This window comes from Thermaerobacter sp. PB12/4term (assembly GCF_003403315.2).
GTDB lineage: Bacteria > Bacillota > Sulfobacillia > Thermaerobacterales > Thermaerobacteraceae > Thermaerobacter.
In genome coordinates this window covers 110,337-134,539 of record NZ_CP048407.1, presented here as the reverse complement: position 1 = coordinate 134,539, position 24,203 = coordinate 110,337, and the positions used below count along the sequence as shown (strand labels likewise).

Here is a 24,203-nt window from a genome sequence, read left to right as displayed (position 1 = left end):
GTGGACGGAGTTGGACCTTTCGGCCATACGGCGTCACCTCGAAGCAGGCGGAGGGAAGGTGGCAGCGCCGGGCGAGGCCGGCACCGGCACGGCCCCCGCCGGTGCCTGCGTCGGCTGGGCCGCCGCCGCCCCGGCAGCGGCACCGGCGCCGGCGGCCTGTGCCCGGCCGGCCGCGGTCGCTCCGGACTCCCTTCCGGCAGGGGCCTGCGACCCGTCGCGGGGCAGGCAGGCCTTGAGGGCCGCCAGGGCCACCTCCAGCTGATCCAGGCTGGGTTCGGCCGTGGTCAGCCGCTGCAACCACAGGCCGGGCGCCGACATCCAGCGGACCCAGGGGCTTGCGCTGCGGGCAGCCAGGAGAATCCATTCATAAGCCAGGCCGGCCACCACCGGCACCAGCGCCAGGCGCAACAAGGTCCGCTGCCAGAAATCCGGCCAGCCGAACAGGGCGTGGACCAGCACGGCCGTCACCGCCACAAACAGCAGAAACGCGGTCCCGCAGCGCGGGTGGAAGCGGGAGAAGCCCTGCGCCACCTCGGGTTCCAGCGGTGCCCCGGCTTCCAGGGCATGGATGGCCTTGTGCTCAGCCCCGTGGTACTGGTAGACCCGCTGGATGTCGGGAAGGCGGCCAATGGCCGCCATATAACCCAGAAGCAGAACCAGCCGGGTGGCGCCCTCCACCAGATTGCGGGCCAGCTCGCCGGCGGCCATGGCCGTGGCGACCCAGGTGGGGACCAGCACGAAAAGGACCAGGCCCAGAGCCAGGGCCAGGACGTTCACCACCGTCACCCAGCGGTCTCCGGACGGAGCGCCCTGGTCCCTAGCGGGCACCGCCTGGCCGTGACGGCCCGCCAGGTGGTCGGGCCCCCGTTTCTCCCCGCCGGCAGCCCCGCCGGCCGGTTCTTCCGCCAGCCGGGCCGACTCGTTGAGGACCCGAATGCCCACCACCAGGGCCTCAGCCAGGGCGGCGATGCCGCGCAGGAACGGCCAGCCCAGCCAGGACCGGCGGGCGGTGTAGGCGGTATGGGGCCGGACGGTGACATGGATGCTCCCATCAGGCCGCCGGACGGCCAGGGCCAGGCGCCCGGCACCGCGCATCATCACACCCTCGATCACCGCCTGGCCGCCGAAGCGGTTGCGCCAATCCATGCCCATCGCCCTTTCCGCGGGCCCCCGGCCACCCGGTCAGCCAACCTGCCACCGCCGGCGGGGAACCGGCCGGGCCGGGCAGCGGCCGTCAGCGGCCGCCCGCGCCCGCCTGCTGCTCCTGGCGAAACCGCTCGTACTTCTGGCGGAACCGGTCGACGCGGCCGCCGGTGTCGACGATGCGCTGCGTGCCCGTGTAGAAGGGATGGCACTGGGCACAGACGTCGACCCGCAGGTTCTCCCGGGTCGAACCCACCTCGTACACGGCCCCGCAGGCGCAGGTAATCACCGTCCGCTTGTATTCGGGATGGATGCCCGGCTTCATACCCTTCACCTCATCGCGGCGGGACGCCATCGCCCGCACAAGATGGCCGGACCGCTGGAGCGGTTCCGGCTCGAATGCACCCAACCATTATACCAGCTTTGCCGGGCCATTGCCCTTTGCCGGGGCCATCGCCGCCGCCCCCGCGGCCCGGAGGCCCGCCTCACGACCCGCCCCGGGCACCGGCTCCCGCCCCCGAGCCGGCTTCCCGGTTCCCGGGCAGGGCCGGCGACGGCCGGTACCAGCGGGGGTCGAGCCACGCCAGGGGATCGAAGAACCCGCGACCACCCCGCACCTCCAGGTGGAGGTGCGGGCCCGTGGCGTTGCCCGTGGCCCCCACCCACCCCAGCAGCTGGCCCCTGGCCACCTGCTGGCCGCGTTCGACCGCCAGGGACTCCAGGTGGCCGTAGAGGGTCGACCAGCCGCCGGGATGGGCCACTTCCACCGCCAGGCCGTAATCGCCGCGCCAGCCGGCCTGCCGCACCTGCCCCGCCCAGACCGCCCGCACCGGCGTGCCGGCGGGGACCGCCAGGTCGACCCCGTGGTGCCAGCGCCCGTCCCGGGGACCAAAGAGGGAGGTGATGGTGGCCACCCCTTCCACGGGCGGGTGCCACCGCCGGCCGGGCGGAATGGCCGGCGGGCCGGGTTGGCTGCCGGCGGTCGCCCCGGGGGCCTGGGCCGCCCCCGCCGTGGCGGAGGACCCGGCCCCGCCCGCCGCCGGACCGGGCGATCCGGCCGCCTGCGCCTCCTGAACGGCTCCACCGGCGCCGGCCCGCCCGGCTCCGCCCTCGCCGTGCGGCTGGGGGCCGCCGGGATCCTGAAGGCCGGACCGGGATCCCAGCCACCGGTCGGCCAGGGCATCGAGCCCGGCCACCCAGGCCGGCTTGTCCGGGGACTGGGGCCGTCCCAGGGCCGGACCCGCCCGCCCGGGTCCCCAGGCCATCACCATGCCAAGCCATGCGGCGAGCAGGAGCGCATTGATGCGGTTGAGCCAGCGACTCAGGTTGGCCAACGGACACCACCTCGTGGACCTTCCAGGCACGAGGTGGAGTTTGGCTGGAAGACAGCGGCGGTATGCAGCCCGTCCCCGGGCCTGCCCGAGGGCCTGGTCCCCGGCCCCGGGCGCCCGAGGCCCGGTCCCCCGCCCCGGCGACCTGCGCGGCGGGTTCCGGCCGGCGCCACCGCCCCTGCTCCGCCGGCCGGTCCGCGGAAAAACCCAGGACACTCCACGGCTGAACCGCGGGCCGCACCCCGCCCGGGGCATTTCAACCGGCCCGGAGGGTGCGGGGCCGGCTTGCGGGGCACCGCACCCCTGGGCGACGTAGCGCCCGAGGACCTGCCCCGGCCGTCGACCGGCGCGCCCCGCCCCCGGCGGCAGCGGCCTAGCTCCGGTGCTCCTTGATCTGGGCGATGAACTCGGCGTTGGAACGGGTCTTGCGCATCCGCTCGATCAGCTTCTCCAGGATGTCGGCCGGATCGCGGTCGCCCATGGACCGGCGCAGGGCCCACATGATCTCCTGCTCGTCCTTGCTGAGGAGCAGCTCTTCCCGCCGGGTGCCCGAGCGCTTGATGTCGATGGCCGGGAAGATGCGCCGCTCGGCCAGGCGCCGGTCCAGGTGCAGCTCCATGTTGCCCGTGCCCTTGAACTCCTCGTAGATCACGTCGTCCATCTTGCTGCCGGTGTCGATGAGGGCCGTGGCGATGATGGTTAGGCTGCCGCCCTCCTCGATGTTGCGGGCCGCCCCGAAGAACCGCTTCGGCTTGTAGAAGGCGGCGGGGTCGAGACCGCCCGACAGGGTGCGGCCGCTGGGCGGCGTGACCAGGTTGTGGGCCCGGGTGAGCCGGGTCAGGCTGTCCAGCAGGATCACCACGTCGCGGCCGTGTTCGACCAAGCGCTTGGCCCGCTCCAGCACCATATCGGCCAGTTTGACGTGATTCTCCGGCGTCTGGTCGAAGGTCGAACTCAGCACCTCGCCCCGCACCGACCGCTCCATGTCCGTGACCTCTTCGGGCCGCTCGTCGATGAGCACCACCATCAGGGCCACGTCGGGGTAATTGAAGGCGATGCCATTGGCGATCTGCTTGAGCAGGATCGTCTTGCCGGCCTTGGGTGGGGCCACGATCAGGCCGCGCTGGCCCTTGCCGATGGGCGCCACCAGGTCGATCAGCCGCTGGGCGATGCTGCCGTTGGGCGTCTCCAGGGTCAGCCGCTCGTTGGGGAAGATGGGCGTCAAGCCCTCGAAGTGCAGCCGGTCCCGGGCCAGCTCCGCGTCCACGCCGTTGACCGCCTCGACCCGCAGCAGGGCGAAGTAGCGCTCGTTGTCCTTGGGCGGTCGCGCCTGGCCGGACACCATGTCGCCGGGCCGCAGGTCGAAGCGCCGGATCTGCGACGGCGAGACGTAGATGTCCTCCTTGCTGGGCAGGTAGTTGACCGGCCGGAGGAACCCGAACCCCTCGGGCATGATGTCCAGCAGGCCCTCGGCCCAGAGCAGACCGTCCTTCTCCGTGCGCGCCTTGGCGATCTCGAAGATCAGCTCCTGCTTGCGCATGGAGCTGTAGTACGGAATCTCCAGCTGGCGGGCCAGGGCGTACAGCTCCTTGAGGGGCATCTGCTCCATCTCACGGATGTCCGGACGGCCGCCGTTACCCTGACGACCCCGGCCGGGTCCCTGCGGGCGCCCCCCGCGGGGCGCCGCGTCGCCACCGGCAGAACCGGCCCCGCCGGGCCCGGCCGCCGGTGCGCCGGGTGCTCCCGGGAGGACGGTGTCCACCCCCGGCTCGGCCACGGCGCCATAGGTCCCCTGGCCCGGCCCGCCGGTTCCCGGCTGGCCCCCTTCGGCCGCGGGGTACCCGGCAGGGTACAGCCCGGGGCGCTCCCCGGACGCCGCCGGCTCCGCCGGCATCGCTGCTGGCACCTGGAACCCTCCTTCACGGGCTTCCCACCGGGCCGCCGCCCCCGGACGATGCCCGGCCGCCGTCCCCCGTTGCCACCCGTTGCCCGGGCGGCCGGGACCGGCCGCCTCCACGCCGTTGGGCCGGGCCGCGACTCCACCCCGGTAACGGCCCTCGGCCCGCTCGGGTCCGGCCGGTCGCGACCGCTGCTCCCCGCGCTGCTGCTCCGGCAGGCGGGTTTGGGAACGCGGGCGGGCGTCCGTCCGGACCGGCTCGGCCGGCCGGCTCAGCAACTGGGGCGCCACCGGCACCTGGGACGAGGGGGCCAACTCCTGTCTACGAGTCGCCGGTGCCGGCTGTTTGGACTGCCCGGCAGGCACCCCCGGCGTAACGGGGGCCACGGGCTCGGGGCCGGTGGGGGTAGCGGACTCCACCACCCCCGGGCGGGACGCCGGTGCGGCTGCAGCAACGGGAGGCGATGGGTCGGGCCGCAGCCCACCTTCGCCCCCCGGCCGCCCGCCCGGCTCCTGGCCGGCGCCGGCCTCCACGGGCCGGGGGGCCTCCGCTTCCGCTGCAGCGGAAGACGCCGGCCCGGCGCCCGCAGTGGCCGCCGGTGCCGCACCGGCATCTGGCGCGGCCGGCGTGCCCGGGGCATCCGTCCCATCGACAGCGTCGGGGGTGGCCTGGGAGGTCCCATCACCCGCAGCGGCTTCGCCACCCGGGATGTCCGGGGCGCCTGCGCCACCCGACCTGGTGATCCCTTCCAACGGCGCCTCCTGAACGGGTTGACCTGCCGGTTCCGGGGTGGCGTTCCGGGTCGCGGTGCGGCCTCGCCGTCCCCGCCGCGTTGCGGAGCGCGGGGCAACGGCCGCTCCATCCGGCCCGGCCGTAGCGCCACCTTCTTGGTCCTGGGCGGCGGTTGCCGGTTCGTCCGGCACGGAAAGGCTCCCGTCATGCAGGGAAGGGGTCGCCGGAGCAGGGGAAGCCGGGGCGGCGCCTGCCATGGTCTCGCCGGGTCCGGCCGGGGGCTCTACAGCGGTTGTGCCCGCCGCTTCCGTCGTGGTCGCTTCTGGCGTGGCCGCCTGCCGGCGGGAACGCCGGGTTCCCGTGGTGCCCGTGCGGCGGCGGCGGGTGCGGGTGGACGAAGTCGCCGCCTCTTCGGCGGAAGGACCGCTCTCCGCCCCTTCGCGGGAGGCGCCGGGGACACCGGCTCCGGCGTCCTCACCGCCGGGAGCGGGGATGGTCCCGGAAGTCCCGGGAGTCCCGGTGGTTCCGCCGGCTCCGGCCGGCGGTTCGGACACCGCCGGGGTGGCGGCCGGTTCTTCTAGCATGGGCCCTTCCTCACTTTTTCGGGTCTCGGCACCGGCCGCGCCCCCTTCGGGCTGGGCGGCCTCAGCCGCTGCTTTTCGCGTGCGTGAACCTCGCGCCCGTCCGGAACGGGAACGCGACGCGGTGTGGGATTCGGTTGTATCCGGCAAAGAGGTCACCTTCCCTTAGGCGGGCATGTACCCTCGCTGGCGAGTTTGGCGCTGCGTCTGGGGGAGGAGGAGGCCAACCATAAGGATTGCGTCGGTGGTAAAAGGCTATGCGCCCGGCCAGGCGCCATCACCGCTGGTGTGCGGTGGCAGTATAGCAGGCGAGGGAGTCGCCGTCAAGGTAAGGAAGGAGCGCCAGGGGGCGCCCGGACCGGCCCCCTGGGCTCCCCGGACGCCGCAGTCGCCGCTGGCCCCGGGGACCCTGGCTCCCCGGTCCCTCGGGGCCCCTGGGCCCTGCCGGCCCTCCGGGCGCCTCTGGTTCCCTGGCGCCCCGGGGTCCTGCCCGGCCCTTGGCTGCCGCCGGCCCCCGGGCGCTCTTGGCTCCCTGGTGCTAGGCCCGCCGGCCCTTGGCTGGTACCAGCCCGCGGGTGCCTCTGCCTCCCCGGCGCCGGGCCGCTGGCCCTCCGGCCCGAAGGCAAGCGGGCCCATGGACCGTGCCGGCGCCCCGGGCGCTCCCCCTGCCGCGCCGGATTTCCCGTGGATGCCGGCCCCGCCGCGGCTCCGGCCCCTCGGGCCGCTCAGGCCGGCGCCCCCGCGCGTGCCTGCTGAGCGGCTTGCCAGTCGGCCAGGAAGCGCTCCAGACCCGCATCGGTCAGGGGATGGCGCATCAGCTGCTCCAGCACCGCCATGGGCATGGTGGCGATGTCGGCCCCCACCCGGGCAGCAGCAATCACGTGGCGCGGGTGGCGGATGCTGGCCGCCAGAACCCGCGTCGGCAGGCGGTGGGTACGGAAGATCTCCACGATCTCGGCCACCAGGCCGATGCCGTCTTCCCCGATGTCGTCCAGCCGGCCCACGAAGGGGCTGACGAAGGTCGCCCCCGCCCGGGCGGCCAGCAGCGCCTGCCCCGGCTGGAAGACCAGGGTGACGTTGACCCGGATGCCCTCCCGGCTCAGCCGGTGGGTCGCCTCCAGGCCCGCCGCCGTCATGGGGATCTTGACGACGATGTTGTCGGCCAGGGACGCCAGGTGCCGCCCTTCCCGCACCATGCCTTCGACGTCGGTGGCGATGACCTCGGCGCTGATGGGACCGGGTATCAGACCGGCGATGGTGCGAAGGATGGCCTCCGGATCCCCACCGGCTCGTGCCATCAAGGTGGGGTTGGTGGTCACCCCCGTCACCACGCCCCAGGCCGCAGCCCGGCGCACCTCATCCACCTGGGCGGTGTCGAGAAACAGTTCCATGGCCCATCGCTCCTCTGGCAGTAAGAGTTTCGGGGGGAAGCGGCCCGCTTCCTGCCCCGGGCCTGCCCGGGCGGCCCAGCCCGCCCGCCCCCAGGCAAGCAGGTTTCCGGTAGCCGAACCCTGCCCTCAGCCCCTGGCCGGCAGTCCTCGGGCTGGCGGTCCTTTGCTTTGGGCCGGCGGTCCCTGGCCCTGGCCGGCGGTCGCCGGCCCTAGGCGGGCGATGCTGGCCCTGGGCCGCCGGCCCTGTCCTAGGATCCGGGCGGAAGGGGAACAACCTGCACGCTCTCCTCCCCTGCCCCCAGCACCCGCACCACCAGCCCGCTGCTGCGCCCGTCCCAGGCCAGGGTCACCTGGCCTCCCGCCGTGGTATAAAGCCGGCCCTGGACGATGAGGCTGGCATCCCGCAGCCGCCCGTCGGTTCGGTCCCGCACCTGTAGGGTGATGCGGGCCGGCACACCCGGCGACAGGGGCGGGACCAGGGCGGTGACCACCAGCCGCGGCGGGCCGCGGCGCACCCGTACGGGAAGCGGCGCGCCGACGGCCCCGGCCTCGTCCAGCAGGACCAAGTAACCTTGCGGTTCACCGGTGCCCGGCGGCACGTCGAGGAGCGCCATGATCCGGGCCGGCTGACCGGCCGCCAGTTCCACCGAGCCGGCGGGGACCCGGATGCCGCCCCCGTCGCGGAACCGGCGCAGCACCAGCGGGATGGCCAGTGGCCCGGCGTCCCGGTCCAGCGGCTCGTCCCAGGAGGGCGCGCCCGCGCCGGTGGGCTCGAGTTCCACCACGGCATAATAGCGGCCCGGAGGAGGGTCGGCCACCACCGCCACCGGCTCGCCCCGGCCGTCCCCCACCGGTTCGGCCGCGCCGCCCTCCACCCGGTACAGGTAGAGGCGGGGCCGCCAGCCGGCACGGGGCGCCGGTCCGGCCTGCACTTCCAGAAGCGCGGTACCGGCCGGGACGTCGAAACCGTAGGGCTGGGGCTCACCGGCCAGCACCATCACCTGGGCCCGTTCCTCCGCCATGGCCGCCGGCTGCGTGACGCTTGCGGTTTCGGCGGTAGCCCGGCCCGGGGCGCCGCCGGCCGTTTGCTCCGTCCCGGACGACTGGCGGGGCGGCAGTTCCTGCGCCGCCTCCGGCCGGCTCTCCTCAACCGGGCGGGCGGTCGCCTCCACCGGCACATCCCAGCCCATGCCCGCAACCCGGCCTCGCACAGCGCGGCCGTAGGGCACCAGGGTGACGCCGGCCCACAGCCTCGCCCCCTGGGCGCCCGGAGCCCGGACCTCCAGCTCCCGCGGCTCCCAGGCCACCCCCTGGGCCGTCACCGTCACCCGGAAGCCGCTGGCCCGACGGTCGAAGGCCACCGGCGACAGGGTCGAGAAGAACAGGTCCACCTCCCAGACCCCCGGCTCCGGCGACGGGATTTCCACCGTCCAGTCGGGCAGTTCGGGCCCGCCGATCAACCGGCCGGTGTCCCGGGCGCTGTCCCGCACCAGGCGCCCCCCCGGGGCATACACCCAGGCGCTGAGGCTGCCGCCTTCCTGTTCCGCAGCCGCGCCTTCCGCACCGTCCCCCGGCCGGTCGACGCGCACCACCAGGCGCGTGACGCCGGGCGGCACCTCCACGAACACCCGTTCAACCCGGCCCCGGCCCACCTGGCCGGCCACTTCCAGGCCGTCCTCATCCAGGAGATAGGGTCGCACGAAGGTCTGGAGGAACCCGGCCGGCAGGGACGGTCCTCCCTCCAGCCGAACCAGGGCGGAATACAGCCCCGGCCGGCCCGGCAGGTCGTACTGCACGGGCAGGTAGATGCCGTCACCGCCGGGGTAGGGCATGGGGCCGGGGAAATGGGCCCAGGGAGGTGCCCCCGTCCACCGCCCGGTCACCGGCTCCCGCCCGCCGTGGCCGACCGCCAGGGTGAGCACCCCCGGCGCCGCCCCTTCCCAGATCACACCGCGGTACGGGCGCCCCCGGTGAAGCCACGTGATGGACCATCCGGTGCCGGAAGGAGGACCTGCCCCATCACCGCCGCCGGCCCTCCGGCGCTCCGCCAGGCGCGCCACGGCCGCCGCCGCCTCCGGGACGCCGAACCCCTGCACCGCCGCCGGTACTCCCGGGAGGGGGCGGGCGGAGGCCTGGAGCACAGGCGCCAGGGCAGCCGCCGGCCATTGCGGCGCCTCCCTCCGGGCATGCTCCAGCAGTAGAGCCGCCAGCCCGGCGATGTAAGGGACGGCCACACTGGTGCCCTCGTCGGGGGCCAGGCCTCCGGGCCACAGCCCCTGCTGCCGGGAGGGAACCAGGGTGTAGGTGACCCCAGGCCCCACCAGGGAGGGGGACGGCGTCCCATCGCGGGCAGGCCCGGCGGCGCTGTAGGGCAACAGGCGCTCCCCGGCGGGGTCGCCCAGCAGGTCGGCCGCCGCGCCCGGCAGGAAGGCGCCCACCACCAGCCCCGCATCGGCGGGCAGGGCCAGAGCCGTGTGGAGGCCCGGCCCGCCATTGCCCGCAGCCAGCACTGGCAGCACGCCCCGGGCCATCGCCTGGCGGAGGACGCGCTCCGTCACCGCCAGTTCCTCGCCCGGGGTCTGGCTCTCGGCACTGAGACTGATGATGTCCGCTCCCTGCGCCACGGCGTAGTCCACGGCGGCCAGGATCTGGCTCCAGTCTCCCTGCCCGCGGCTGCCCAGGGCCTTGAGGACCATCAGGCCGGTGCCGGGGGCGACCCCCTGATAGGCCGTCCCCGCCGCCGCCAGAATGGACGCCATCCGGGTGCCGTGGCCGTTGGCGTCAAAACCAAAATTCACCAGGATCCCACCGGGATCGGCAGCCGTCACCACCAGGGCCATGCCGCCGCCCCCGCCCTGCCCCGCGGCCTGACCGGCAGGCTGCGCCGGCCCCAGCCAGGCGACCGGTCCCCCGGCCGCCAGCGGCCGGAGGACAGGTTCCTCCGCCAGATTCAGGTCCTGATCGCTGTCGATCTGCACCGCAGGCCCTTGCACCGCAGGGCCTTGCACCGCAGGGCCGCCGGTCCCGCCCACCCCGCCGGCAGCCCCTTCGCCAGGGGCTGGGGTGGCCGCTCCTCGCCCGGCTTCCTGCCCCGCTGCAGTTCCACCCTGGACCGCTGCGCCGGTCCCGGGGTGCCCCCCACCGGGTGCAGGCGCCCGGTCACCGCGCCAGGGGTAGGCCACCACCAGCCACCGGTCGCGGGCTGTGCCGTTGCCGTTCAGGTCCGTGCCGCCAGGCCCCACGTTCGCCTCGTCCAGCCAGCCCAGGCGCACCTCCCCACCGGCGGCCCAGGCGGGCAGCCGGACCTGCAGGTTCCCCCAGCGCAGGGTTGCACCGTCCCCATCCGCTCGGCCGGCCCGTGCCGTACCCGTCAAAAAGACGTCCCCTTCGGCCGCCCAGGCCGGGTTCTGCCCCTGCTGGAGGACCGCCTCCCCGGCGGCCCGGGCGCGCTCCACCCGCTGGGCGAAGGGCACCGCCGAGGTGAAATCCACGTAGTCCACCAGATGGCGCTGGAACGCCGGCAGGCCGGGATCGACCCCGGTGTCGATCACCGCCACCCGGACGCCGCGGCCCGTCACGCCGTGGACCGAGCGCAGGGCCGGGGCGCCCAGAACCTCCTGATTGGCCTGGTGCAGGGCCCGCTCAAAAGAGGTCGAACCGGTCCCGGCCTCCGGGCCCGGCGACGGTGCGCTGGGCACCGCCACCCCTGCCCGGCGGGCCACCTCAATGGCCTCCACCAGGGGCAACAGCCGGGGAACCACCGCCGCCGGGACCCGCGCGGCCAGAACCGGTGTGGCCCGGCCTGCCCAGAGAACCTGCCCCCCGCCCTGGACGATCCATCGCTCCAACTCGGCCCTCCGCCCGGCCCGGGGGGAGAGGGTCAGCGCCACCTGGCCGCCGCGGGCCAGGGCCTCGAGCCACTCGGCCCGCGCCCCCTCCGACCAGCCGGCCACGGTGCCGGTGGCCCCTGTCCCGTCCCCGGCCCGAGGCGGATGCCCGGCTTCGGGCGTGAGCACCGTTCGCGAAGGGGTGCGGGGTCCCGGCTCTGCCGGTCCGGGGGTCCCGGAACCGGAGGGGTGCGGGCCGGCCGCAGCAGCCTGGACGGGTGCCGGCTCGCCTGCCCACGGCGCCGCCGGAGCGGCTTGCAGCAGCACCCACGGGGCCGCCGGAACGGCTTGCAGCAGCGTGAGCCCTGCCAGCAGAAGGGCCAGCAGGGCATGCCCCACGCGCCGGCGCGCGGCTTTGGGGCCGCAGCCGGAACCCGCCCGGCGAAGGGCAGCAGCACCGCCACCGGGTCCACGAACCCTGTGCTGTCGTTCGGTCATGGCCTGGGCTTCAACCCCCGACGCCGTGGATTCGCCCCCCGGCGGGCGGTCAACCTGCGCCCCTCCCCTGGTGTCGGGTCCCGGGTGGTGCGGCCCCTGGCATTGCGGCCCTGCCCTTGCGCGCCCCGTGGTGCTGCGCATCCACCGGCATTGCGCGTGGCATTGCGCGTCCCCGGCATTGCGCGGCCCGTCGCGTTGGCGTGCCCCTGCCTGGCGCGCCACCCGGCCTCAGGCGCCACCCGGCGGCTGTTCTTCCGGCCCGGTGCGCCCCTCGACGTAGGATGCCAGGCTGGGGGCCTCGAGGGCCAGCCAGACCCCATCACCGGGCCTCAGGTCGGCCAGGCGTGCCCCGGCACCGTCGCGCAGGATGACGGCGTCGGTGCCGATCACCCAGCGGCCTATCCCGCTGCCGGTCCGCACGGTGATGACACCACGCAGCAGGTCCACCGCCACCACCTGCCCCCGGACGGAAATCCGGGCGGCCCTGAGCTGGCGCACCGCCCCGGTGGCCCGCCGCAGGGTCACGCTCACCCGGTCCCCTGGGCGCAGCGCCGCCAGGCTGCCGGACCGGCCGTTCACCTGGACGGTCGCTCCCGGCTCCACCTGGAGCGCCACCCGCACCGCCGGGCCGGGCGCACCGGGGGCGTCCTGGCCCTCCTGTGTCCCCCGTCCCCCCAGGCTGGTGCCCGGGACTGGTGCGGAGGCGCCAGCGACTGCGCCCGGGCCCGGCTCCACCGTTGCCCGGCCGGAACCGGCCCGGTCGCCCCCTGTGCCAGCCGCCGGTGGCACGTTGCGCTCCGCCGCATCCCCTGGCCCGGGCACGTGCCAGGGCGCCGGTGGCCGCCCGGCGGCGGGCGCGGCGGGGGTCGACCCCGGCCCGGTCCCTGGGGGGGACGGCGCCCATCCCGCCAGGACCAGCACCAGGTGGTGCCGGCGCCAGTCCACCCGGTCGACCGTTCCCTGCAGGATCCAGCGATAACCCTCGACATAGGCCGCCGTGGTCGAGGGCGCCCCGGCGGGCTTGCCGTCCGGGGGAGGTAGGGTGGTGCCATCCGGGCCGGGCGGAGACTCCACCCAGCGGATCTCGTCGCCCGGCTGCAGATCGTCCAGCCGCGCCGTGCGCCCGTTGAGGTAGACCGCCGCCTGCCCGTCCAGGACCAGGATGCGGCGGAGATCGCCCTGGGTCACTTCGATCCAGCCGTGCCCGGCATCCAGCCTGACCACGGTGCCTTCCCCGTCAAAAAGCATCCCGGCCCGCTCCACCAGACTCAAGAACCACGGCAATGCCTCGGCCAGCGTCACCCCCGCCGCGGGGTGGGAGATCGCCCTTTCACCGGGCCCCTGGTCCCCCAGGACCCGGGCCTCCACCTCGCCCAGGTCGCGCGCCTGCAGCGGCAGCACACCCCCGGCCGGCTGTCCCGCCCGCTCCTCCCCCGGTTGCCCAGGCGGTTTCCCCCCCGGTTGCTCTTCGGGCTGCCCCGACGGCTGTCCCGCCTGCGACCCCTTCGGCCGCCCTGCTGGCTGCCCGTCCATCACCCCTGCCGGCACCTCGTCCCCTCCACCGGCGGGAGTTCCGCCCCCTGGGGTACCGCCGCCCCCAAGCCCCCACTCGGGTGGAACCCAGCCCAGGGCCACGGCCATGGACAGCGCCTCCTCTGCAGGCAGGGAGGGCGGCGCCGGCCTTACCAGGGCCGTCACCAGCCAGCGGGCCAGTTCCTCCCGGGTTACGGGCCGTGTCCAGGACCCCTGGGGTTCGGGCCAGCGGCGCGCCAGCCACAGGGCACGCGCGGCCTGGAGCGCGCCGGTGCCCTGCCGCGCGGTCTCCTCGCCGCCCGCCGCACTGCCGGTGCCGGGCACCTCGGACCGCTTCGGATGATCGCCCTGCTCCGGGAGGGCCGGTCCGTTCTGCTCCGCCAGGGCCATGGCGGCCGCGGGTTCTGCCCCGGCTCCCGGACCGGGCCCCTGCGCCCCGGCGGATCGCCCGCCGGGATCGGGACGGCCGCCCGTACCGAGACGGGCCTCGGGGGTGGCGCGGGGCCGGCCTCCGGGCCCAGCCTCGGCCGGGCCAGCCCAACCGGGAGCGGCGGGCGGCCCGGACGCCGCTTCCACGGGGCCGGGTCGCCCAGCGCCTGGCGCCCATCGAAGCACAAGACCCAGAAGAAGGAGGCTGGTTACGGCTGCCGCGCCAGCTCGGGTCCACCACCGGCTGCGGCGAGGGGTCCCTTCCCTGACCATGGCATCATCACCATGCCATCATCGGCCTCCAGATTTGACGGGAGCACCACCATCCCGCCGTCCAACACTGGAGCCTACCGGCCGGAGGCTGCCGGGCGAGCCCCCAGATGAGGAGTTCAAACGGGGGGCGGGAGCGCGGAGCACCGGCGGCGGCTCACTCGGCCAGCCTGCCACCGCTGCCGCCCGGTGCGCCGCCGGACCGGGGGAAGCCTCATGGTGCCGGCGGGGCGGGCGCAGGGTCATCAGCCCGGGTGCCGGTTGTGACGGGGGCGGGAGCGGCCGGGGCAGCGACAGCCTTGCGCCGCCGCTTGCGTCTTCTCCGCTTGCGGGCCTTGTGTGCCGTGCCGTCTCCTTCGACGGCAGTGCCCGGGCTCCGCCCGGCCTCCACGCCCGGCAGCCTTGATGGTGCCGCCAGCAGCCGGGCACGAGTCCCCAGGGCCACCGCCTGCGAGCCGAGTGCCGCCCGGATGCGCGCCAGCAGGACGTCGACGGCCACGCGGTTGAAACCGCCCTCGGGGATGATGAGGTCGGCATAGCGCTTGCTTGGTTCGACGAACTGCTCGTGCATCGGCTTCACGGTTTCCAGGTACTGGCTGATCACCGACTCCATGGTGCGGCCGCGCTTCTCGATGTCCCGCACCAGCCGGCGCAGGATTCGGACGTCGGCGTCCGTATCCACGAAGATCTTGATATCCATCAAAGAGCGCAGCGTCTCGTCGGCCAGCACCAGGATCCCTTCGACAACGATCACGTCGCGCGGTTCGACCCGGACCGTTCGCCGGTCGCGCAAGTGCTGGGTGAAGTCGTATACAGGCCGGCGAATGGGCCGGCCCCGCCGCAGTTCCTGCAGGTGCCGGATCAGCAGCGGCGTATCAAAGGCGAGGGGATGGTCGTAGTTCAGCCGCGCCCGTTCCTCGAAGGGAAGATCCCGGCGGTCCAGATAGTAGGCGTCCTGGGGCAGCACGGCCACCCGCCCCGGGAGATGTTCCACGATGCGGCGCACCAGCGTGCTCTTGCCCGAGCCCGTGCCGCCGGCGATGCCAATGACCACCGGTGCCATCAGCGGTCCCTCCTGATCCCCTCGATCATAAACAAAATGGCTCCGCGCGCGAAGGCACGGAGCCTGAAAAATTGTTCCGGCGGCGACCTACTCTCCCGGGCGGTGGCCCGCCCAGTACCATTGGCGCTGGAGGGCTTAACGGCCGTGTTCGGGATGGGAACGGGTGGGACCCCTCCGCTATGGCCACCGGAACGGTGGGGGGTTTTGCCCCTTGAGAGCGGCACAGGGGAGCGGGGAGCGGGTGATGCGGGAGCGGAGCAACGCTTGGCGATGGGCGGGGGGTGGGATGAAGGGAGAAGGCCTCGACCGATTAGTACCGGGTCGCTGAAGACCTTGCGGTCCTTACACGCCCGGCCTATCGACCTGGTGATCCACCAGGGGTCTTACTCCCTTGACGGGATGGGAGACCTCATCTTGGGGTCGGCTTCGCGCTTAGATGCTTTCAGCGCTTATCCGGTCCCGACATGGCGTTCCAGCCGTGCCCCGGGCGGGACAACTGGGATACCAGCGGTCGGTCCTTCCCGGTCCTCTCGTACTAGGAAGGCTCCCCTCAAGTCTCCTGCGCCCGCAGTGGATAGGGACCGAACTGTCTCACGACGTTCTGAACCCAGCTCACGTACCGCTTTAATGGGCGAACAGCCCAACCCTTGGGACCTGCTGCGGCCCCAGGATGCGATGAGCCGACATCGAGGTGCCAAACCTCCCCGTCGATGTGGACTCTTGGGGGAGATCAGCCTGTTATCCCCGGGGTAGCTTTTATCCGTTGAGTCACGGCCCTTCCACACAGGACCGTAAGATCACTAAGCCCGGCTTTCGCCCCTGCTCGACCCGTCGGTCTCGCAGTCAAGCACCCTTGTGCCTTTGCACTCCGCGCACGATTTCCAACCGTGCTGAGGGTACCTTTGGGCGCCTCCGTTACCTTTTAGGAGGCGACCGCCCCAGTCAAACTGCCCACCTGCCACGGTCCCGGACCCGGATGACGGGCCGCGGTTAGAACGCCCGCCGTCCAAGGGTGGTATTCCACCGTCGGCTCCCCCGAACCTGGCGGCCCGGGTTCGCAGCCTCCCACCTATCCTATACATGGCCGGCAGACGTTCAATGACAGGTTGCAGTAAAGCTCCACGGGGTCTTTCCGTCCAGCTGCGGGTCGCCCGCGTCTTCACGGGCCGCTCAATTTCACCGGGCCCCTCGCCGAGACAGCGCCCAGGTCGTTACGCCTTTCGTGCGGGTCGGAACTTACCCGACAAGGAATTTCGCTACCTTAGGACCGTTATAGTTACGGCCGCCGTTTACTGGGGCTTCGGTTCGGAGCTTTGGGCTTGCGCCCGGACCCCTCCCCTTAACCTTCCAGCACCGGGCAGGCGTCAGCCCCTATACTGCGCCTTACGGCTTCGCAGGGACCTGTGTTTTTGATAAACAGTCGCCTGGGCCTCTTCGCTGCGACCCCCCGGCGCTCCGGCCGCCAGGGCCTTCACCCCAGGGGGCACCCCTTCTCCCGAAGTTACGGGGTCAGTTTGCCGAGTTCCTTAGCGAGGGTTTTCCCGCGCGCCTTAGGCTTCTCGCCTCGCCCACCTGTGTCGGTTTCGGGTACGGGCACCGGAAGCCTGGCTAGAGGCTTTTCTTGGCAGTGGGGGATCGGCCCCTTCGCCCCCGAGGGGGCTCGGCGTCGCGTCTCAGGACTCCCCGGGGGATTTGCCTCCCGGGGCTCCCTACCCGCTTGCACCGGCCATCTCCAGCGGCCGGCGGTACCTACCCTCCTGCGTCCCCCCATCGCTCGTAACGGCTTCCCGGTGGTACCGGAATATGAACCGGTTCTCCATCGCCTACGCCTTTCGGCCTCGGCTTAGGTCCCGACTAACCCTGAGCGGACGAGCCTTGCTCAGGAACCCTTGGGCTTTCGGCGGGCCGGATTCTCACCGGCCTTTTCGCTACTCATGCCGGCATTCTCACTTGCCTGCGCTCCAGCCGGCCTCACGACCGGCCTTCGCCGCCCAGGCAACGCTCCCCTACCACGGGCTTGCGCCCGTCCACAGCTTCGGCGCCGTGCTTGAGCCCCGCGTCATTTTCGGCGCAGGGTCGCTCGACCAGTGAGCTATTACGCACTCTTTAAATGATGGCTGCTTCTAAGCCAACATCCTGGTTGTCTTAGCGACCCCACATCCTTAGCCACTTAGCACGGACTTGGGGCCTTAGCTGGTGGTCTGGGTTGTTTCCCTCTCGAGCACGAAGCTTATCCCCCGTGCTCTAACTCCTCCGGTACACCGCGCGGTATTCGGAGTTTGCCTGAGTTCGGTAACCCGCGAAGGCCCCTAGCCCAAGCAGTGCTCCCCCCCGCGCGTCAGCCCGGAAGGCCCACCCTCAAGTGGTTTCGGGGAGAACCAGCTATCTCCGGGTTCGCTTGGCATTTCACCCCTACCCACAGCTCATCCGATGGTTTTTCAACACCAACCTGGTTCGGGCCTCCACGCGGTCTTACCCGCGCTTCACCCTGGCCATGGGTAGATCACCCGGTTTCGGGTCGACCGCCTGCAACTGGCGCCCTGTTCGGACTCGGTTTCCCTGCGGCTCCGGACCTGCGGCCCTTAACCTCGCTGCAGACGGTCACTCGCCGGCTCATTCTTCAATAGGCACGCCGTCAGGGCTTGCGCCCCTCCGACTGACTGTAGGCACACGGTTTCAGGTTCTCTTTCACTCCCCTCCCGGGGTGCTTTTCACCTTTCCCTCACGGTACTGGTGCACTATCGGTCGCTCGGGTATTTAGCCTTGGAGGGTGGTCCCCCCAGCTTCCCACGGGGTTCCACGTGCCCCGTGGTACTCGGGAACGCAGCAACGGAGGCCTTCCGCTTTCGCCTACGGGGCTGTTACCCTCTCTGGCCGGCCTTTCCAGACCGCTTCGGCTAGCGGACGGCTTTCTCACTCCGCCGGAGCCCTGCCAAGCTCCGCTCCTGCGCCCCTCAACCCCCGGACGGCAACGGTGGCAGCCTTCTCCACCGCCCGGGTTTGGGCTCCTCCCCTTTCGCTCGCCGCTACTCGGGGAATCTCGGTTGATTTCTTTTCCTCGCGGTACTGAGATGTTTCAGTTCCCGCGGTTCCCCTCCCGAACCTATGGATTCAGTCCGGGATGACGGGGCATTCCCCCCGCCGGGTTTCCCCATTCGGGCATCCCCGGATCAACGCCTGCTTGCGGCTCCCCGAGGCTTTTCGCAGCTTACCACGCCCTTCATCGGCCCTTCGCGCCGAGGCATCCACCGTGTGCCCTTCCTACCTTCTCGCCCTCGCACGCCACCCACCCGCCGCAGCGCCAACCGCTGCCCCGCGGGTGCATTCGCGCAAGGCGCGCACACCGGCTTCCCGCGTCACGCTCTCCTGCTTCCCCTATGCCGCTGTCAAGGTGCAAAACCCTCGGCCCAAAGAACCGCCCCCGAAGGGGCGGCTCCTGGTTTATGTGGAGACGAGCGGATTCGAACCGCCGACCTCCGGCTTGCAAAGCCGGCGCTCTCCCAGCTAAGCTACGTCCCCACATAAAAGGGCTCAAAGGGACGGTGGGGATAGGTAGATTCGAACTACCGACCTCACCCTTATCAGGGGTGCGCTCTGACCACCTGAGCTATATCCCCACGCCCGTGACCGGGCTTTTATTATAGCACCGGTCGCCCCGCCGGCCAACCACCGGCACAGCACCGGGCGACCCGGTCCTTGAAAACCGAGCAGCGCGCTTCGTCGAGGCAGGATCGACCTGGAGTGGGCCGGTGCGGTGCACCGGCTTGGCACTCCTTAGAAAGGAGGTGATCCAGCCCCACGTTCCCGTAGGGCTACCTTGTTACGACTTCACCCCAGTCACCGGCCCCACCTTCGACGGCTCCCTCCCTGACGGGTTGGGCCACCGGCTTCGGGTGTTGCCAGCTCCCGTGGTGTGACGGGCGGTGTGTACAAGGCCCGGGAACGTATTCACCGCGGCATTCTGATCCGCGATTACTAGCGATTCCGGCTTCACGCAGGCGAGTTGCAGCCTGCGATCCGAACTGGGACCGGCTTTTAGGGATTGGCTCCCCCTCGCGGGTTCGCAACCCGTTGTACCGGCCATTGTAGCACGTGTGTAGCCCTGGGCATAAGGGCCATGATGATTTGACGTCATCCCCACCTTCCTCCGGTTTGTCACCGGCAGTCCCCTGTGAGTGCCCGGCCGAACCGCTGGCAACACAGGGCGGGGGTTGCGCTCGTTGCGGGACTTAACCCAACATCTCACGACACGAGCTGACGACAACCATGCAGCACCTGTCACCGCGCTCCCCGAAGGGCACCCCGGCCTTTCGGCCAGGTTCGCGGTGATGTCAAGCCCAGGTAAGGTTCTTCGCGTTGCTTCGAATTAAACCACATGCTCCACCGCTTGTGCGGGCCCCGTTAAATTCTTTTGAGTTTCAGCCTGCCGGCGTTCCTCCCCAGGCGGGGTGCTTAGTGCGTTAGCTCCGGCACGGAAGGGGTCGATACCTCCCCACACCTAGCACCCATCGTTTACGGCGTGGACTACCGGGGTATCTAATCCCGTTCGCTCCCCACGCTGTCGCGCCTCAGCGTCAGGGCCAGGCCAGGCAGCCGCTTCGCCACTGGTGTTCCTCCCGATCTCTACGCATTTCACCGCTCCACCGGGAATTCCGCTGCCCTCTCCTGCCCTCAAGCCCGGCAGTTTCGAATGCACCTCCCCGGTTGAGCCGGGACCTTTCACATCCGACTTGCCAGGCCGCCTACGCGCCCTTTACGCCCAGTGATTCCGGACAACGCTCGCCCCCTACGTCTTACCGCGGCTGCTGGCACGTAGTTAGCCGGGGCTTCCTCCTCCGGTACCGTCAGCAAGAGGCCTTTCAGCCCCTCACCTTCGTCCCGGACGACAGGGGTTTACACCCCGAAGGGCTTCCTCCCCCACGCGGCGTCGCTGCGTCAGGCTTTCGCCCATTGCGCAAGATTCCCGACTGCTGCCTCCCGTAGGAGTCTGGGCCGTGTCTCAGTCCCAGTGTGGCCGGCCACCCTCTCAGGCCGGCTACCCGTCGTCGCCTTGGTGGGCCGTTACCCCACCAACTAGCTGATGGGCCGCGGGCCCCTCCGGCAGCGACCGCCTTCCGACGGCCTTTCTTCCACACCCCATGCGGAGCGCGGACCGTATGCGGTATTAGCCCCAGTTTCCCAGGGTTATCCCCCACTGCCGGGCAGGTTGCCCACGTGTTACTCACCCGTCCGCCGCTAGGAGACCGGAGAGCAAGCTCCCCAATCTCCCCGCTCGACTTGCATGTCTTAGGCACGCCGCCAGCGTTCGTCCTGAGCCAGGATCAAACTCTCCTCCGGAAAGTTCCCTTCCCGCAAGAGAGTCCTCTCGCGGCTCACGCTCTTTTCCGCGTCGCCCGGCCACCGCCACCTCTGCGCTCCCGCGCAACGGCACCGGTGACCACCAGGCTCGCAAGGCCTGCCTCTCCACGCGCTGCTCCGTTTTCAAGGACCAGGTTGCGCCGCCGGCTGCGGCGCTGCCGGTGTCGCACCGGCAGATTTGAAATTTATCAGGCTCGTTCGGGGCCGTCAAGCCCCCGCCGCTGCCGTTTCCGGCCACGGCCGCCGCATCGGTGCAACCCGGCCGCACGCCCCCTGGCGTACGCGGCCCGGCTGCCGCCGCCTGGCGCCCCGCCCTTCGAGCCGGGCGCCGGCGGCCCGGGCGCGTCGCGCGCCGCCCGACCGGCAACGGTGAGTATAACGCCGGTCCGGCGGCGCGTCAACCCACCCGGGGGCCGCTAAGAAACGGGGCTAATCCCGGGGACGCATCAGCGGGAACAGGATGACATCGCGAATCGACGGGTTGTCGGTCAGCAGCATCACCAGCCGGTCGATGCCGATGCCCAGGCCGCCCGTGGCGGGCAGGCCGATCTCTAGGGCGTGGATGTAGTCCTCATCCATCTGATGGGCTTCCTCGTCACCCCGCGCCCGGGCCGCCAGCTGCTCTTCGAACCGCTGCCGCTGGTCGTCGGGGTCGTTGAGCTCGCTGAAGGCATTGGCGATCTCCATCCCCGCCACCATGGCCTCGAAACGGTAGGTCAGATGGGGACGGTCGGGTATGCGGCGCGCCAGGGGCGACAGGACCACCGGATAGTCGTAGAGGAAGGTGGGCTGGACCAGCCGGGGCTGGACGTACACGTCCACCAGCTCATCCAGCACCGCCGCGGGTGTCGGGTCCCTGGTCAGCTCCAGCGCGCGCTCGCGGGCGACGCGCCGGGCACCGTCGTCGGTCAGCACGTCCTCCAGGCGCACGCCCGCCATGCTCTCCAGGGCTTCGGCGAAGGACAGCCGGCGCCAGGGCGGTGTGAAGTCGATGGCCTGGCCCTGGTAGTGCACCACAGGCGACCCGTGCACGGCCTGGGCAACGTGGCTCACCAGCTGTTCCGTCAGCTCCATCATGCCCTCGTAGTCGCTGAAGGCCTGATACAGCTCCAGCATGGTGAACTCGGGGTTGTGCCGGGTCGAGATGCCTTCATTCCGGAAGACCCGGCCGATCTCGTAGACCCGTTCCATGCCCCCGACGATCAGCCGCTTGAGGTGCAGCTCCAGGGCGATGCGCAGGTAGAGGTCCAGGTTCAGCGCGTTGTGGTGGGTGACGAAGGGGCGCGCCGCGGCACCGCCATAGATGAGGTGCAGCACGGGCGTCTCCACCTCGTAAAACCCCCGCTGGTCCAGAAAGGCACGGATCTCCCGGATGATGCGCGAGCGCAGCCTGAAAGTCTCCAGCACCTGGGGGTTCACGATGAGATCCACATACCGCTGGCGGTAACGCAGATCGACGTTCTGCAGGCCGTGCCACTTTTCCGGCAGGGGATAGAGGGACTTGCCCAGCAGGACGAACCCGGTGACCTCGACGCTGACCTCGCCGCGCCGGGTGCGAATCACCGTCCCCTCCGCCCCGACCCAGTCACCCCGGTCCAGTTCCAGGAAGGCTGAATAGGTGTCCTCGGCCAGCGGCCCCACCCGGGCCAGCAGCTGAATCCGGCCGCTGGCATCCTGCAGGTCCGCAAAGGCGGCCCGGCCGTGCCGGCGCAGGGCCATGAGGCGCCCGGCCACCCGAACCGGGTGCCCCTCCAGTTCGGCGAACCGGTCGACGATCTCGCGGGCGTGGTGGGTCACGTCATAGCGCCGGCCGAAGGGATCGACGCCCCGCTGCCGCCAGAACTCCAGCTTGGCGCGGCGGGCGCGCAGCACCTCCTGCAGGCGGGCACCCTCGCCGGTTCCACCCGTTGCGTCCGGCCCGGACGGTACCTCCCGGCCGGCAGCCCCGTTCGCACCGGAGACCGCCTCCGTACTGCCCGCCGCGCCCTGGGCCGGCGGAGGCCCGGCCTCTGCACCCCGGCCGTCCACGCCCCGCAAGCCGGCCCCTCCGGCACCCTCGACGGGGCCCGTCACGCCCTCATCGACCACGGCCTGTCCCTCCCGAGCCGAATACAAATGGCGCCAGTCCTGCCAGGACCGGCGCGAAGCATGACAACCGTCGGCATCCTGCTGGCGGATCCCCGCCGTGCACCTTGCCGGGGGCCGTGGGGCGGATGGACGCCGGCCGCCCGAGCCTGCGCGAGTCGCCGGGCCCATCCACGGCCGGCCCCCGGCCCGTACGTCCCCTGCCCGGGGTCCGCCCTACCCGGCCCTCTCGATGCGGACGATCTCGTAACGCAAGGTGCCCGCCGGAACCTTCACCTCCACCACGTCGCCCACGGAGTGGCCAAACAGCGCCTTGCCCACGGGCGACTGGTAGGAGATGCGCAGGGCGGCCGGATCGGCCTCGTTGGACCCGACGATGGTGTACTGCACTTCCTCGCCGGTGTCCACGTCCTTGAGGTAAACGGTGGACCCGATGTTGACCTTGGTCGGGTCGATCTCGTCATCGTTGACGATGCGCGCGTTGCGCAGCATCTTCTCCAGCTCGATGATGCGCCCTTCCACAAAGGCCTGTTCGTTCTTGGCTTCCTCGTACTCCGAATTCTCGGAAATATCCCCGAACTCGCGGGCCTGCTTGATGCGCTGCGCCACCTCGCGGCGCTTGACCGACTTCAGGTACTGGAGTTCTTCCTCCAGCTTGCGCAGGCCTTCCGCCGAGAGCAGCAGCTCCTTATCCATCGTCCCCCATTCGCTCCTTCCAAGCCGGCCCTTGCAAGGCGACCGCCCCCCGGCAGGAACCCCGTCCCGGCAGGGACCGGGATCCAGCCGGCGAGCGGTGTTGTATTATATGTGGCCACCCCGTGACTGTCAAACCATGCCGCCGGGACCGGTCCATCCCGGCTCTCGTTGCGTGTCCCGGCCGAGGCATCCTCCCCGCCGCCGCGGCAACGGGTCGAACGCGGCCGCCTCCGGGCACCGGGATGCAGGGTACCCCGCAACCGCCCGGGGCTTGCATGCCCCTGCCACTCCCGGCCTTCCGGCCATCCGGCCGGGCGGCCCGCCCGCGGCACCGCCACGGCTCGGGAACCGTCCCTGGGCCGGCACCCGCCGGCCTCACCGTCCAGGGCCTAGCCCGGCCACCCCCTAGGCCGGGCTCGTCTGCAGCTGTTCGATGCGCGGGCGGAAGTTCAGCGCATCCAGCATCCGCTCGTAATCGGCCGGGCCGAGTTCGTCCGGCCGGCGGCCTGAAAGGGCCACCAGCACCGCCTCCATCACGTTGGTGCCGAAGGACCGGCCTTCCAGCTCGGGCGTGGTGGTGACCAGCATCCGTACCCCCCGTTGCCGCAGCAAGGCCACGTCTTCGGGCGTTACCGTATTGGTCAGGATGACCTTGCCGGGCAGGGCGGGGGGCATGTGGCGCCGGATGTAGTGCCAGTCCCCCGCGATGACGTCGGCCCAGGCGAAGAACTTTCCGAACTTTGGTACCGTCTGCTCCTGTTTCTCGCCCGTGGGGTAGAGGACACTAAGGGGCAGCCTCGTGGCGATGGGCGCGATGACCCGCGCGAGGCGCTCCAGGGCGTCGAGGCTGCGCAGGGGGACGGGGATGCCCAGGGCGAAGATGAGGTCGCCCAGGATCAGCTGGCAACCGGTTTCCGCCAGGGCTTCCGCCATCCCGAAGCGGTCGACGGCCACGGTCACCAGTACGCGGGAACGGGGAAAGTCGATGACCCCTTCGCGGGCCAGCTGGCGCACCACCCGCCGCTCCAGGGTGTTCTTCAGGCCGCTGCCGTCCACGATGGGGGTCTTCCGCGCCGCCCGCGCCAGCGGCAGGGAGGCGCGCAGCACGTACCGGCGGCGCCCCGCGACGAGAAAGAGGTCGGTGCCCCCCATGCCGAAGGCATCGACCTGGCCGTCCAGCTGGCGGATCAGCTCCACCGCCTTGCGGATGTCGCCGTCGGTGCCGATCCGCTGGATCTCCAGGGTCTCGCCCAGGAGCTCTAGGCGCACCTTGTGATCGCGCCGGGACGAGCCCAGGCTGACGCTGACGATCCGCTTCAAAATCAATGCCTCCCGTCGCCCGGCGGCCCCCCAGGCCGGGTGGGCACG

11 protein-coding genes, 2 tRNA genes and 3 rRNA genes are annotated in these 24,203 nt (G+C 71.6%); all 16 read right to left on the bottom strand.

Going from position 1 to position 24,203, the window contains the following annotated elements:
• Nucleotides 1-33: 33 nt before the first annotated feature.
• Nucleotides 34-1,146, bottom strand: coding sequence for a DUF1385 domain-containing protein (locus tag DYI95_RS00595; RefSeq protein ID WP_243149778.1), 1,113 nt, complete (start codon nt 1,144-1,146; stop codon nt 34-36).
• A gap of 88 nt (nt 1,147-1,234) precedes the next feature.
• Nucleotides 1,235-1,468: a 50S ribosomal protein L31 gene (gene rpmE / locus DYI95_RS00590; RefSeq protein WP_006904697.1), complete on the bottom strand. Its 234-nt coding sequence runs from the start codon at nt 1,466-1,468 to the stop codon at nt 1,235-1,237.
• Nucleotides 1,469-1,628: 160 nt separating this feature from the next.
• Nucleotides 1,629-2,477, bottom strand: coding sequence for a M23 family metallopeptidase (locus DYI95_RS11930; protein WP_203530668.1), 849 nt, complete (start codon nt 2,475-2,477; stop codon nt 1,629-1,631).
• Nucleotides 2,478-2,847: 370 nt separating this feature from the next.
• Complete coding sequence (gene rho / locus DYI95_RS00580) at nt 2,848-4,083, bottom strand: transcription termination factor Rho (protein WP_040827564.1); 1,236 nt, start codon at nt 4,081-4,083, stop codon at nt 2,848-2,850.
• Between the two features lie 2,327 nt (nt 4,084-6,410).
• Entirely contained in the window at nt 6,411-7,076 is a 666-nt protein-coding gene (gene fsa, locus DYI95_RS00575; RefSeq protein ID WP_116901320.1) for a fructose-6-phosphate aldolase, read from the bottom strand.
• A gap of 248 nt (nt 7,077-7,324) precedes the next feature.
• Nucleotides 7,325-11,029 carry a S8 family serine peptidase gene (locus tag DYI95_RS12790; RefSeq protein WP_116901324.1) on the bottom strand — a complete coding sequence of 1,235 codons (3,705 nt, stop codon included), beginning with the start codon at nt 11,027-11,029 and terminating at the stop codon, nt 7,325-7,327.
• A 600-nt stretch (nt 11,030-11,629) separates the two neighbouring features.
• A complete protein-coding gene (locus DYI95_RS00565) occupies nt 11,630-13,324 on the bottom strand; it encodes a hypothetical protein (RefSeq protein WP_116901321.1) in 1,695 nt (564 codons plus the stop codon).
• Between the two features lie 523 nt (nt 13,325-13,847).
• Nucleotides 13,848-14,696 (bottom strand): uridine kinase, encoded by an 849-nt coding sequence (gene udk / locus DYI95_RS00560; RefSeq protein WP_116901322.1) that lies wholly within the window; start codon nt 14,694-14,696, stop codon nt 13,848-13,850.
• A gap of 74 nt (nt 14,697-14,770) precedes the next feature.
• A 5S ribosomal RNA gene (gene rrf / locus DYI95_RS00555) occupies nt 14,771-14,887 on the bottom strand.
• Nucleotides 14,888-14,986: 99 nt separating this feature from the next.
• Nucleotides 14,987-17,968 (bottom strand): 23S ribosomal RNA (locus DYI95_RS00550).
• 174 nt (nt 17,969-18,142) lie between these two features.
• Nucleotides 18,143-18,215 (bottom strand) — tRNA-Ala (locus DYI95_RS00545).
• A gap of 24 nt (nt 18,216-18,239) precedes the next feature.
• Nucleotides 18,240-18,313 (bottom strand) — tRNA-Ile (locus DYI95_RS00540).
• A 161-nt stretch (nt 18,314-18,474) separates the two neighbouring features.
• A 16S ribosomal RNA gene (locus tag DYI95_RS00535) occupies nt 18,475-20,033 on the bottom strand.
• The 16S, 23S and 5S rRNA genes sit together here with 2 tRNA genes alongside, the layout of an rRNA operon.
• Before the next feature lie 450 nt (nt 20,034-20,483).
• Nucleotides 20,484-22,142, bottom strand: coding sequence for a lysine--tRNA ligase (gene lysS, locus DYI95_RS00530; RefSeq protein WP_116899565.1), 1,659 nt, complete (start codon nt 22,140-22,142; stop codon nt 20,484-20,486).
• A 213-nt stretch (nt 22,143-22,355) separates the two neighbouring features.
• Nucleotides 22,356-22,835 carry a transcription elongation factor GreA gene (greA, locus tag DYI95_RS00525; protein WP_006902650.1) on the bottom strand — a complete coding sequence of 160 codons (480 nt, stop codon included), beginning with the start codon at nt 22,833-22,835 and terminating at the stop codon, nt 22,356-22,358.
• 405 nt (nt 22,836-23,240) lie between these two features.
• Nucleotides 23,241-24,155, bottom strand: coding sequence for a quinate 5-dehydrogenase (locus tag DYI95_RS00520; protein WP_116899566.1), 915 nt, complete (start codon nt 24,153-24,155; stop codon nt 23,241-23,243).
• Between the last annotated feature and the right edge of the window lie 48 nt (nt 24,156-24,203).